We start from the raw sequence: 12,437 nt of genomic DNA, 5'->3' as shown, positions 1-12,437 counted from the left end.
CGGTTGATCATGTCCATCTCGACCTGCAGCTCGCCATAGGCGAATGGCATTTCCTCACCCCCGATGATCGGGCGCTGTTCCTTCAGGTCGTCCGGGCAGACCCAGTCGAAGGTGAGGTTGGTAAAGGGCGTCTGCGTGCCCCAGCGCGAGGGGACGTTCAGATTGTAGATCAGCTCCTGGATCGACTGCAGCACGTCTTCATAGGAGAGGCCGTCCTTGCGGATGAACGGCGCCATATAGGTGTCGAAGGAGGAAAACGCCTGGGCGCCGGCCCATTCGTTCTGCAGCGTGCCGAGGAAATTGACGATCTGGCCGACGGCCGACGACATGTGTTTCGGCGGATCGGCCTCGACCTTGCCCGGCACGCCGTTCAGCCCTTCGGTGATCAGGGTGCGAAGCGACCAGCCGGCGCAATAGCCCGACAGCATGTCGAGATCGTGGATATGCAGGTCGCCGGCGCGGTGGGCCTCGCCGATCTGCGGATCATAGACATGGGAGAGCCAGTAATTGGCGACGACCTTGCCGGAGACATTGAGGATCAGCCCGCCCAGCGAATAGCCCTGATTGGCGTTGGCATTGACGCGCCAGTCGGAGCGGTCGAGATATTCATCGATCGAGGAAATCACATCAACGGCGACCTTGCCGGTTTCGCGCAGCTTGGCGTGTTTTTCGCGGTAGACGATATAGGCGCGCGCGGTCTCGAAGAAGTTCGCCGAAATCAGCGCCTGCTCGACGATGTCCTGAATGCGCTCGATTTCGATAGCGTCGTCAAGCGCGCTGTGGCTGATGACCTTGACCACCTGGTCTGTGAGCCTGCGCGCCTCGCCGGGCCCGAATGCGCCGGTCGCCTCGCCCGCCTTTTCGATCGCGCGCTCGATCTTTTCCGCCGAAAACGCGACCCGCGCGCCGTTTCGTTTGACGACGAAGGATGGCAGTCTTTCCTCTGCTCCAGCGGACAGTTTTTCCAACGCGGCAGGCGCTTCCGGCATGATGGCTTCCCCTCGGTTCGAGATCATGGCCGCACCGTATATGGTATGTCTTATCAATACCGCATCAAGATATGGTGATTTCGGCCAGGACCATCGATGAACCGATTCGCGCCTTCACGCCTTGCAGATCGTCAGGTGGGATCGATTTTCGACGGGGAAATTTCGGTCTGCCGCTCCGGCGCCGGAGGACTAACGCGCACCGCTGGAATCCCTGACGGTCATCGTTACCGGCGAGAACGCTTTCTCCGGCGGGCGCTCGCCGGTCTCGAGCCATGTCAGCATGGTGGCGGCGGCGCTGCGGCCAAAGGCGCCGATGTCGCAGTGGACGGAGGAGAGCTTGGGATAGGCCAGCGCGCATTCCTCGATGTCGTCAAAGCCGACCAGGGCGATGTCGCGACCGACAATGACGCCGGTTTCAGCAAAGCCCGCCAGCATGCCGAGCGCCACAAGGTCGTTGAAGCAGAGCACGGCGTCGAGTCTGCGGCGATCCTGCGACAGCTTCAGCGCCGCATCGCGGCCGAAGGCGCGCGTCGGGCGTCCGAGCAGGGTAAAGGGTTCGGCGCCGGTCTCGGCGATCACCGCGCGGTAGCCGGCCATGCGCTCGTGGGTGACGGCCCTGTCCGGCAGGCCGCCGACGAAGGCGATATTCCTCGCGCCGGTTTCAATGAGATGGCGGGCGGCGGCAAGGCTTCCGGCCTCGTAATCGAGGGAGGCGAAGGGAAAGCGGGTGGTGTCGGCATTGGCCATGCGCAGCACCTGCAATGCCGGGATGCCGGCGCGTGCGATCCGCTCGAACACCGCGCCGTCATCGCCATAAGCCGGCGACATGATCAGCGCCGAAACGCCGTGCTCCACCATGGAGGCGATCACCTGATCCTGTATCGCGGTGTCCTCGTCGGTGTTGGCGATCACGGTGGCGAAGCCGTGTTCGGCAAAGGCCATCTGGGCGCTCGCCGCGAATTCGGCGAAGAAGGGGTTTCTGAGATCGTTGATGACGAGCCCGATCAGCCCGGCTTCCGCGCCGCGCAGGTTTGCCGCCGCGCGGTTATAGACATAGTTCAGCGCCTGCATCGATTGTTCGACGCGCTTGCGGGTCTCCTGCTTCACCAGCGGCGAATTCTGCAGCACGAGCGAAACCGTCGACTTGGAAAGCCCCGCATGGCGGGCCACATCGATGATCGTCGGTCGTTTCGCCATGTCCGGCCTTTCCGTGTGCTTTGTCGTGCCCTTCGTCCTCTGGATGACAAGCAGGCACCCCACAATCTCCCCCCTTGAGGGGGAGATGCCCCGACAGGGGCAGAGGGGGGTGATCTGCTTCCGAGACACCGGACGTGTGGCTTATGCCCAGACCCCTCTCTGTCGCTTTCGCGACATCTGCCCCTCAAGGGGGGAGATTGATGGCGGCAAGGCTTTCCGTTTGGCGAGTCTATGCCAGATGGGTGAATCATTCATCTCTATAACGTCCAAGGCCGCCGGTTTTCCGCCGCAAGCCCTCAAAGCCGGTATTCGCGCGCAATCATGTCGGCGGCCTTTTCGCCGATCATGATCGCCGCCGCGTTTGTGTTCGACGAAATCAGCGTCGGCATGATCGAGGCGTCGACGACGCGCAGGCCGTCAAGGCCGTTGAACTTCAGCTCCGGGTCGACAACGGCGCGCTCGTCATTGCCCATGCGGCAGGTGCCGGCGGGGTGGTGATCGGTCTTGGCGTGACGGCAGGCATAGTTGAAATAATCCTCGTCCGTCTTCACCTCCGGGCCGGGAATCATCTCGCGCTTGATGAAGGGGGCAAGCGCCTTCTGATGCATGATCTCCTGCGCCAGTTTCAGCCCGCGGATCGACATTTCGCGGTCATGCGGGTCGGCCCAGTAGTTCGGGTCGATCAGCGGCGCATCGGAAGGATTGGCCGATTTCAGCCGCACGCTGCCGCGCGAACGGGGCCTGAGATAGGCCGAATTCAGCGTCACGCCCGGGTTCTTCATCTTCTCCACGCCCGCCTCGATTCCGGAGCCGAGGCCCAGATGAAACTGGATATCGGGCGAGCGCGCGCCCTCTTCCGCGTACCAGAAGCCGCCGGTCTCAAACAGGCTTGAGGCGACGGGGCCCTTACGGGTCAAAAGATATTGCAGGCCGGCCACCGCCGACCACAAGGGCTCGGCATATTTGTCATAGGTGAAGTCGCCCGCGCATTCGAGAATGGTGAAGAGGTCGAGGTGATCCTGCAGGTTGGCGCCAACGCCCGGATGGTCGAACACCGCCTCGATGCCGAGATCGCCGAGATGGTCCTTCGGGCCGATGCCGGAGAGCATCAGAAGCCGCGGAGAGCCGATGGCGCCGGAGGACAGCAGCACCTCGCGCGCGGCGTTGATCACTTCGCCGCTCGCCGTTTCCACGCCGGTGACCCTGCCGTTTTCAACACGCAGGCACCGCGTTTCGATGCCGGTGCGGATGGTGAGGTTCCTGCGGGTGCGGGCCTCCGCCAGATAGGCCCTGGACGTGGAGGAGCGACGGGCGTGCTTCTGGGTCAGCTGGTAATAGCCGACGCCGTCCTGTTTTTCGCCTGTCATGTCTTCGTTGAAGGGAATGCCGAGCTCGCCGGCCGCCTTGAAATAGGCCTCGCAAATCGGCAGCGGCGCGGCCGGTTTTGAAACGCCGAGCGGACCGCCCTTGCCGTGGTACTCATTGTCGTAGGTGTCGTTGTCTTCAGCCTTCCTGAAGAAGGGCAACACATCGTCATAGCCCCAGCCGGTGCAGCCCATCTGCCGCCACTCGTCATAATCGAGGCGGTTGCCGCGCGTGTAGATCTGCGCATTGATCGACGAGCCGCCGCCGATCACCTTGGCCTGGGTGTAGCGGATCGACATGCCGTTCATGTGTTTTTGCGGTACGGTGTGCCAGCCCCAGCTGCCGATGCCCTTGGTCATCTTCGCAAAGCCGGCAGGCAGCGTATAGAACGGGTGGCTGTCGCGTGAACCGGCTTCCAGCAACAGAACGTTGACTTCCGGGTTTTCCGAAAGCCGCGCCGCCAGCACGCAACCGGCCGAACCGCCGCCGACAATGATGAAATCATAGGCCATGTATTTCCTCCCGAAGGCCTTCTAGCATGAGATTAGGAACGTTCCAAATAGAATTTTGTCGCTTCCCCCGTAATCGCCTCCCCGGATGAACGACAGCCTCACGGAAGCCCCCAACAATCTCCCCCTCAAAGGGGGAAAGATAGATGGTCGCTGGGCCACCCTCAAAGCCGCGCGATCGACAACCCGCCATCGGCGGCGATCACCGTGCCGGTGGCAAAGGCGAAGCGGCCTTCGGCGAGCGGCAACACGGCCGCGCCGATATCTTCCGGCGTGCCCCAGCGGGCAGCGGGCACAAGACCGTCCTTGATGCGGGCGGTGTATTTGTCCCTCACCCCTTCCGTCATGCCGGTCTCGATGATTCCGGGGCGGACGTCGAAGACGGAAATGCCGTCGGCTGCCAGGCGCGCGGCGAAAAGCTGCGCCATCATCGCCGCGCCCGCCTTGGAGATGCAGTATTCGGCGCGCTCCACCGAAACCATGTCGGCGCTGACGGAGGTGATGAAGATGATGGAGCGGGGCGTTTCCGCCGCTCGCGCCGTCATGCGACGGGCCGTTTCCTGCGCCAGAAAGAAGGCGCCGCGCAGATTGACCGACAGGACGAAATCGAAGTTCCCCGGCTTGAGGTCGAGCATGTCGCCCCTGACCGGCGCGCCGACGCCGGCATTGGAAACCAGCGTCGTCACCGGTCCCATCGTCGCCTCGACGTCATCGAGAAGCGCGCCAACCCGGTCGACATCGCGCATGTCATGGCGGAAATAGCGGGCATTGCCGCCGAGCCTTTCGAGCGCCGTCACCACGGCCGGCACATCGGGCGCGACCTCGGCTGCGATCGCGATCCTGAACCCCGCTGCAACAAGCGCCGACGCGATGCCAAGCCCGATGCCCTGCTGGCCGCCCGTGACCAGCGCAACCCTGCTGCTCATGCGCCAAGCTCCTTCCTCATCGCATCCGCCGCCTTCATCGCAAGCGCCGCGACCGTCAGCGCCGGATTGACGGCGGCAGACGTCGGCAGGGCCGAGGCATCGGTGACGAACAGGTTTTCGTGGTCGAAGCTGCGGCAATCGGGATCAAGCACTGCCGTTTTCGGATCGCTGCCGATCCGCGCCGTGCCGCATTGATGCGAGGGCACGCGGCCATCGAAAAGCCGCGACAGCACAACCGGAAAGCCAGCGGCCTTCAGCGTCTTTTTCGTCTGGGCCACGAGCTTGTGATGCGCGGCCATATTGGAACGACGCCAGATAAGCTGGATATCATCGCCCGAAACAACGACCCGGCTTTCAGGATCCGGCAGATCCTCCGATATGGCGTAAAGATCGACGGCATGGCGCGAGACGTGGCGGCAGGCCGCCATCGGCAGGGAGGGCACATTGGCCTTCAGGATCTTGGGCACCACCCGGCCCAGAAGCTGGACATTGCCGAGCGGCGGGCCGTTATGCCCGTCGCTCAAGTACCAGTCATTGATGCCGAAGGTCTTCTGGTAGATGCTGTCATTCACAAAGCGCGGATCATAGGCGATCAGCGCCGAGGCATTGTGGTTCATGAAATTGCGGCCGACCTGATCGGAGGAATTGGCGAGCCCGCTCTTCAGCAGCAGGGCCGCGCTCTGCACCGCGCCCGCCGCAAGGGCAACGAAGCGCGGGGCGAGCATCATAGTTTCGCCGTTTCTGTGATAGGTGACGCTGGCAATGCGGCGGCCGTCGGGTTCGGTCTCGAGCCCGGTGACGCGCGCGCCGGTGACGAGCGTCACATTGTCATGAGACAATGCCGCCGAAAGCCCGCAGGTTTCCGCATCCATCTTGCCCGAGCGAATGTCGGGATAACCATCCCAGCCATCTGCCCCATGGGAAAGCCAGGTGTCGATGTCGACGCCGAGCGGCAGGGTGAAGGGATGAACGCCCGCCTTCTCAAGCCTTTTTCGCACGGCGGCGATCGCCGGTTCGTCCGGAACCGGCGGAAAGGGATAGGGCCCGTCATGGGCGGGCTCGGTGGCGTCGCTTGTCACATCGCCGCGCACCCGGTAGAGATTTTCCGCCACCGTATAATAGGGGGCAAGTGTTTCATAGGAGAAAGGCCATGCGGGCGAGATGCCGCCCTCATGCTCCATTGCCTGGAAATCCTGCCTGCGGTAGCGCAGCAGCACCGCGCCGTAGAATTTCGAATTGCCGCCGACATTGTAGTAATTGCCGGGCGAGAACCGCTTGCCTTGCCCGTCGAGCCAGGTCTCGCCGGAGCGGAAGGCGCTGTTCTTGTAGATGCGGTCGGGGTCGCGCGCCGGCGCGTCGTCGGGGATCTGTTCGCCGCGCTCCAGAATGACGATCTCGGCGCCGGTGGGGGCGAGGCTAGCGGCAAGCGTCGCGCCCCCCATGCCCGAGCCAATGATGACCACGTCGGGTGACCGGTTCATGACCTATCCGATACGCTGTTCGGTTTCCGGATCGAAGGCGACCGCCTTTTCCATGTTGACGGCGAAGGGGAAGCTATCGCCCGGCTTCGCCTCGACATCGGCGCGGAACCGGGCGGTTACCTCCTTGCCGCCAAGCTGGGTGACGACGAAAAGGTCGGAGCCCGCCGGCTCGGTCACTTCAATTCTGGCATTGATCGTGTGGACGGCATTGGAGGAGCGGTCGGCGCCGAGTTCATCGGTGACGGCTTCCGGGCGCACGCCTAAAATGATGTCACGGCCGTCATGCGCGGCCATGGCGCTGCCGGGGAAGGGCAAATGCGCCGTGCCGCCATCGGCAAGCGCGAATTCGGCCGCAGCCGTTCCGTCCTTGACGACGATCTTCGCCGGAAACAGGTTCATCGACGGCGAGCCCATGAAACCCGCGACGAACATGTTGGCCGGATTGTCGTAGATCTCCTTTGGCGTGCCGAGTTGCTGCACATGGCCGCCGAACATCACCGCTATGCGGGTCGAGAGCGTCAGCGCCTCGATCTGGTCATGGGTGACGTAGACGATCGTGGTGCCGAGCTTCTGGTGCAGCTTCTTGATCTCGGTGCGCATGTCGACGCGGAGTTTTGCATCGAGGTTCGACAGCGGCTCGTCGAACAGAAACACGTCCGGATTGCGCACAAGGGCGCGGCCCATGGCGACGCGCTGGCGTTGCCCGCCGGAAAGCTGGCCGGGCTTGCGCTTCAGGAGATGCTTGATCTGCAGGAGGTCGGCCACCTGATCGATCGCCTTGTCGCGCTCGGCCTTGGGCACCCCGTGCATTTCCAGCCCGAAGGAAATGTTCTCGCCGACATTCATGTTCGGATAGAGTGCATAGGACTGGAACACCATGGCGATGTTGCGGTCTGCGGGCCTGACGCCGTTCATTGACCGGCCGTTGATGGAGATATCGCCGCTGGAGGTCGGCTCCAGCCCGGCAATCATGTTGAGAAGCGTGGACTTGCCGCAGCCGGACGGGCCGACGAGCACCAGGAACTCGCCTTCTTCCACGGCGATATTCGTCTCGTGCAGCACCGTTAACGCGCCAAAACTCTTGGTGACGTGATCGATCTTGAGAAAACCCATGCTTTTACCCTTTCACGCTGCCGGCCATCAGGCCGCGCACGAAGTAGCGACCGGCGACGATGTAGACGAGAAGCGTCGGCAGCGCCGCCATGATCGCGCCGGCGAAGTGGACATTGTATTCCTTCACGCCGGTGGAGGACTGGACCAGATTGTTGAGCGCCACCGTCATCGGTTGGCTGTTGAAGTCGGAGAAGGACGCCCCGAACAGGAAGTCGTTCCAGATATTGGTGAACTGCCAGATGATGCAGACCACCGCGATCGGCCCGGACGAGGGCAGCATGATGCGGCGGAAGATGGTGAAGAACCCGGCCCCGTCGATCTGCGCCGCGCGCACCAGTTCGTCAGGAAACTGTGCGTAGTAATTGCGGAAATAAAGCGTCGAGAAACCGATGCCATAGACCAGATGCACGAAAATCAGCCCCGGCACGGAACCGGCAATGCCCATAATGCCGAGAATGCGCGCCATCGGGATCAGCACGATCTGGAAGGGAATGAAGCAGGCAAACAGCAGCAGGCCGAAGATGATCTTGTGGCCGCGGAACTGCCACTTTGTCAGCACATAGCCGTTGAGCGCTCCGAGCACGGTGGAGATCGCGACTGCCGGCACCACCATCTGGATCGAGTTCATGAAATAGGGCTTGAGGCCGGTGGCCTGCACGCCGATCTGCGCCGTCGACCAGGCGCTCTTCCATGGCTCGATGGTCCAGGCATCCGGCAGGTTCATCATTCCGCCCGCCTGGATTTCGCGGAGCGGCTTGAGCGAGTTCACCACCATCACGTAAAGCGGCAGCAGGTAATAGAGGCAGAAGATCAGCAGGATCGTGTAGATGACGAAGCGCGCGCCGCGCCCCGTCGAGACGACCTGGGTGGAAGCATTCGAGCTCATTGGTGCTTCTCCCTCAGTTCCGACCAGAGGTAAGGCACCATGATCGCGGCGATCGACATCAGCATGATCACGGCGGAGGCGGCGCCGATCCCCATCTGGTTGCGGGTGAATGTGTAGGAATACATGAAGGTTGCCGGAAGCTCGGTGGCGCGGCCGGGGCCGCCGCCGGTCAAGGCAATCACGAGGTCGTAGGATTTGATCGCCATATGGGCGAGCACCACGATGGCCGACATGAAGGCCGGACGGAGCTGCGGAATGACGATGCGCCGGTAGAGCGAAAAATTGGAAGCGCCGTCGATCTGGGCGGCCTTCAGCACCTCGTTATCGATGCCGCGAAGGCCCGCAAGGAACATCGCCATGACGAAACCGGAGGTCTGCCAGACGGCGGCAATGACGATGGTGTAGATCGCCATCTGGTTCGATTTGATCCAGTTGAACTGGAAGCTGGTCCAGCCCCAGGAATGCATCACCGCTTCAAGGCCGATGCCGGGATCGAGAAACCATTTCCACGCCGTGCCGGTGACGATGAAGGACAGCGCCATCGGATAGAGGTAGATGGACCGGATAAAGCCTTCGGCGCGGATCTTCTGATCGAGAAAGATCGCCAGCATCAGGCCTATGAAGCAGCAGAAGGTGATATAGAGCCCGCCGAAGATGACGACGTTCTTGACCGCGATCGTCCAGGCCCTCAGCCGGAAGAGGTTGATGTAGTTCTTCCAGCCGACGAGATCATAGCTCGGCAGGATGCGGCTGTCGGTAAACGACAGATAGACGGTAAAGGCGATGAAGCCGTAGACGAAGATCAGCACCATCGCCAGCGATGGACTGAGCACGATTTTCGGCAGGGCGTCACGCAGGAAATCTCCCGCGCTCCCTCGTCTTGCTGCAGACGAAGCCATTCCTATCCTCCGGGTTGGCGGCCCTGCCGCCGGTGTTATTCTGAAGCGGATTACCGCCAATCAATCTCCCCCCTTGAGGGGGAGATGTCGCGAAAGCGACAGAGGGGGGTATAGGGCTTGCCTCAAGCACCGAACGTGCTGCTGGCGGTTCACCCCCCTCTGCCCTGCCGGGCATCTCCCCCTCAAGGGGGGAGATCGACAAGCGGCAAGTTCAGCTGGCAAGCCAAGCCGGTATTGGAGCGAAGTGCCCTTCAAACCCGCCTCATGGTCTGCGAGCGGAGAGGGCCTTGGCCCTCCCCGAAGTGCGGCGTGTTTACTGCGCGATCTGCACCGCCGTGACCAGTTCCTCGGTCGCGGTCTCGCTGTCATACTCGCCGTTGAACTGGGCGGTGATGACGTCATACATGGCGTTCTTGACGGAGGCCGGGTTGGCATGGCCATGCGCCATGGAACCGAACAAATTGCCGCTTTCGGAGGCCGCGGCCAGATCGGCCATGCCCTTCTTGCCGCAGGCGTCAAACGCCTCGTCCGAGACATCGGTGCGCGCCGGCACGGAACCCTTGACGACGTTGAAGGCCGACTGGAATTCCGGCGACATGATCGCCTTGGCCAGCGCTGCCTGTTCCGGCGTCGGCTCGTCGCCCTGCTGGAAGAAGGCGAACTGGTCGGAGTTGAAGGTCACCTGGTCCTGCGTGCCGGGGAAGCGGAAGCACAGGAAATCCTCGTCCGGCGTCAGCCCGGCCTTCAGGAATTCGCCCTTGGCCCAGTCGCCCATGAACTGGAAGGCGGCCTCGTCGTTGATGACCATGGCCGATGCCAGGTTCCAGTCACGACCGGAGAAATTGTCGTCCACATAGCCGCGGATCACGGTCATGCGGTCGAAGACCTCCTTCATCGTGTCGGAGCCGAGCGCGTCCGGATCGAGATCGATCATCGAGGCCTGGTAGAATTCCGGCCCGCCGGTCGCCATCACCACGGCGTCGAAGATGGTGGCGTCCTGCCAGGCCTGGCCGCCATGGGCGACGGCCGTCTTGCCGGAGGCTTTCACCTTGTCCATCGCGGCGACGAGTTCGTCCCAGGTCTCGGGCTGTTCGATGCCGAGTTCGTCGAGGATCTTCTTGTTGGCCCAGACCCAGTTGGTGGAATGGACGTTGACGGGAGCCGCAACCCATTCTCCCTCATATTTGGAGAATTTCTGCAGCGCCGCAGGAACGACCTCGTCCCAGTTCTCTTCGGCGGCGATGTCGTTCAGGTTGGCGAGCGCGCCTTCGGCGGCCCAGTCGGTGATGTCGAAGCCGAGCATCTGCACCGCGGCCGGCGGGTTGCCGCCGGTGACCCGGGCGCGCAACACGGTCATGGCCTGTTCGCCGCCGCCGCCTGCAACCGGCATGTCCTGCCAGCCAATGCCCTGCTCCTGCAGATTTTCCTTGAGCACGTTCAACGCGGCGGCTTCACCGCCCGCCGTCCACCAGTGCAGGACCTCCACATCCTCGGCCTTCACCGAAGTCGCGGATGCGGACGCCGCCACGATGGCGATCATTGCTGCACTTCTTGCAAAGTTCAAACGCATAGTCTCCTCCTCTTTGCGTTTTGAAACCCCATGACCGGTTTCGGTCATGATGGTCATTTCCTCTCCCGCAGGCCGCTTGACGGCGACCGGCGATCTCAGTCGACCCAGGATGCGCGTGTGCGCCCGACGCGCATCGTCACGGTCTTCACCTCCAGGTATTCCTCCAGCCCGTAGCGGCCCAGCTCGCGACCGAGGCCCGATTCCTTGACGCCGCCGAAGGGCAGTTCGGAAAATCCATCCATCCAGGTATTGGTCCACACGGTGCCGGCCTGAACGCGGCGGGCAAAGGCAAGGCAGGTGCTGACATCGTTGCTCCAGACCCCCGCAGACAGCCCGTAGGCGGCGCTGTTGGCGAGCGCGATTGCCTCCTCAATCGTTTTAAACGTCAAGACCGAAAGCACCGGTCCGAAGACCTCCTCCCGTGCGACAGCCATGGCGGAATTGACATTCGTCACGACTGTAGGCGCGTAGAACCGGCCTGACAACCCCGGCACGGCAAGCGCTCCGCCGCCAAGGGGTATCGCCGCGCCGTCGCCTTTGGCGCCTTCGACATAGCTGTCGATCTTGTCGAAATGCGCATCCGAAATGATCGCGCCGACCTTGGTGCGCGGATCGAGCGGGTCGCCGAAGGGCACCTTTTTCGAAAGCGCAACCACTTTTTCGGTCAGCGCCTCGGCGATGTCCTCATGCACGATGATGCGCGAGCCGGAATTGCAGCATTCGCCGGCGTTGAAATAGACGCCGAAGACGATGGCATCGGCCGCCTCGTCGAGATCGCAATCGGGAAAGATCACCTGCGGGTTCTTGCCGCCGAGTTCCAGCGAGACCTTTTTCAGCGTCCCGGCACTGGCCCGGACAATCGCCTTGCCGACGGCGGTGGACCCGGTGAAGGAGACCATGTCGACACTTTCGCTCTCGCACATGGTCGTTCCCACCGGATCGCCATAGCCAAGCACGATGTTGACGACGCCGTCGGGAATGCCGGCCTCGATCAGAAGCTCGCCGAGAATGACGGCCGAGGATGGCGTCAGTTCCGACGGCTTGACGACGGCCGTGCAACCGGCGGCAAGGGCGAAGGGCAGTTTCTGCGAGACGATCAGGAAAGGGAAGTTCCAAGGCGCGATCATCGCCGCAACCCCGACCGGCTCCTTCAGCACCAGGCCGAGCATGTCGTCGCCGAGCGAATTGTGGCTGTCGCCGGAAACCGTGCGGGCGAGCGAGGCGGCAAAGCGCCAGATGTCGGCTGCGCCCGCGATCTCGTCCTTCGCCTGGGAAATCGGCTTGCCGCTTTCCAGCGTGTCGCGCATGGCGATGCGGTCGAGATCGCGCTCGATGAAAGCGGCGACCTTCAGCAGAATATCGGCCCGTTCCTTGCCCGAAATGCGCGACCAGCGCCCGTCGTCAAAGGCTTTCCGGGCGGCGGCAATTGCCGCTTCCGTTTCCGCAACGCCGCCAAGGGCTGCCTCCGTCACCGTCTGCCCGTGAGCGGGAGATGCGCGCTC

10 protein-coding genes are annotated in these 12,437 nt (G+C 62.8%); all 10 read right to left on the bottom strand.

The window, feature by feature from the left end; translation table 11 throughout:
* A partial coding sequence (gene nrdD / locus AC5DC2_RS10630) for an anaerobic ribonucleoside-triphosphate reductase (RefSeq protein WP_491698454.1) occupies nucleotides 1–989 on the bottom strand: 989 nt, incomplete at its 3' end.
* A gap of 189 nt (nucleotides 990–1,178) precedes the next feature.
* Nucleotides 1,179–2,186, bottom strand: a complete 1,008-nt coding sequence (locus tag AC5DC2_RS10625; protein ID WP_061449897.1) for a LacI family DNA-binding transcriptional regulator — start codon at nucleotides 2,184–2,186, stop codon at nucleotides 1,179–1,181.
* Between the two features lie 296 nt (nucleotides 2,187–2,482).
* The gene (locus tag AC5DC2_RS10620; protein ID WP_491698453.1) at nucleotides 2,483–4,063 is read right to left on the bottom strand and encodes a GMC family oxidoreductase; all 1,581 of its coding nucleotides are present in this window, start codon (nucleotides 4,061–4,063) and stop codon (nucleotides 2,483–2,485) included.
* A gap of 161 nt (nucleotides 4,064–4,224) precedes the next feature.
* The gene (locus AC5DC2_RS10615) at nucleotides 4,225–4,986 is read right to left on the bottom strand and encodes a 3-ketoacyl-ACP reductase (RefSeq protein ID WP_491698452.1); all 762 of its coding nucleotides are present in this window, start codon (nucleotides 4,984–4,986) and stop codon (nucleotides 4,225–4,227) included.
* The gene (locus AC5DC2_RS10610) at nucleotides 4,983–6,467 is read right to left on the bottom strand and encodes a GMC oxidoreductase (RefSeq protein ID WP_491698451.1); all 1,485 of its coding nucleotides are present in this window, start codon (nucleotides 6,465–6,467) and stop codon (nucleotides 4,983–4,985) included. Before AC5DC2_RS10610 ends, AC5DC2_RS10615 begins: the two co-directional genes overlap by 4 nt.
* A gap of 3 nt (nucleotides 6,468–6,470) precedes the next feature.
* Nucleotides 6,471–7,580 (bottom strand): ABC transporter ATP-binding protein, encoded by a 1,110-nt coding sequence (locus AC5DC2_RS10605; protein ID WP_491698450.1) that lies wholly within the window; start codon nucleotides 7,578–7,580, stop codon nucleotides 6,471–6,473.
* A 4-nt stretch (nucleotides 7,581–7,584) separates the two neighbouring features.
* Complete coding sequence (locus tag AC5DC2_RS10600; protein WP_024709731.1) at nucleotides 7,585–8,466, bottom strand: carbohydrate ABC transporter permease; 882 nt, start codon at nucleotides 8,464–8,466, stop codon at nucleotides 7,585–7,587.
* A complete protein-coding gene (locus tag AC5DC2_RS10595) occupies nucleotides 8,463–9,365 on the bottom strand; it encodes a carbohydrate ABC transporter permease (RefSeq protein ID WP_491698449.1) in 903 nt (300 codons plus the stop codon). The genes AC5DC2_RS10600 and AC5DC2_RS10595 overlap by 4 nt, the downstream gene beginning before the upstream one ends.
* Nucleotides 9,366–9,678: 313 nt before the next feature.
* Nucleotides 9,679–10,935 (bottom strand): ABC transporter substrate-binding protein, encoded by a 1,257-nt coding sequence (locus tag AC5DC2_RS10590; protein ID WP_024709729.1) that lies wholly within the window; start codon nucleotides 10,933–10,935, stop codon nucleotides 9,679–9,681.
* A gap of 95 nt (nucleotides 10,936–11,030) precedes the next feature.
* Nucleotides 11,031–12,437 (bottom strand): aldehyde dehydrogenase family protein (locus tag AC5DC2_RS10585; RefSeq protein WP_491698448.1); only part of this gene is annotated, 1,407 nt, incomplete at its 5' end.

This window comes from Martelella sp. (assembly GCF_984369615.1).
The sequence above is the reverse complement of the archived record's forward strand: the minus strand, read 5'-3'. Positions and strand labels throughout refer to the sequence as shown.

What these genes read in the sequence shown, in the direction of transcription:
- AC5DC2_RS10595 (WP_491698449.1), bottom strand. Translation starts at nt 9,365, where the DNA reads ATGGCTTCGTCTGCAGCAAGACGAGGGAGCGCGGGAGATTTCCTGCGT.
- AC5DC2_RS10605 (WP_491698450.1), bottom strand. Translation starts at nt 7,580, where the DNA reads ATGGGTTTTCTCAAGATCGATCACGTCACCAAGAGTTTTGGCGCGTTA.
- AC5DC2_RS10615 (WP_491698452.1), bottom strand. Translation starts at nt 4,986, where the DNA reads ATGAGCAGCAGGGTTGCGCTGGTCACGGGCGGCCAGCAGGGCATCGGG.
- AC5DC2_RS10590 (WP_024709729.1), bottom strand. Translation starts at nt 10,935, where the DNA reads ATGCGTTTGAACTTTGCAAGAAGTGCAGCAATGATCGCCATCGTGGCG.
- AC5DC2_RS10625 (WP_061449897.1), bottom strand. Translation starts at nt 2,186, where the DNA reads ATGGCGAAACGACCGACGATCATCGATGTGGCCCGCCATGCGGGGCTT.
- AC5DC2_RS10610 (WP_491698451.1), bottom strand. Translation starts at nt 6,467, where the DNA reads ATGAACCGGTCACCCGACGTGGTCATCATTGGCTCGGGCATGGGGGGC.
- AC5DC2_RS10620 (WP_491698453.1), bottom strand. Translation starts at nt 4,063, where the DNA reads ATGGCCTATGATTTCATCATTGTCGGCGGCGGTTCGGCCGGTTGCGTG.
- AC5DC2_RS10600 (WP_024709731.1), bottom strand. Translation starts at nt 8,466, where the DNA reads ATGAGCTCGAATGCTTCCACCCAGGTCGTCTCGACGGGGCGCGGCGCG.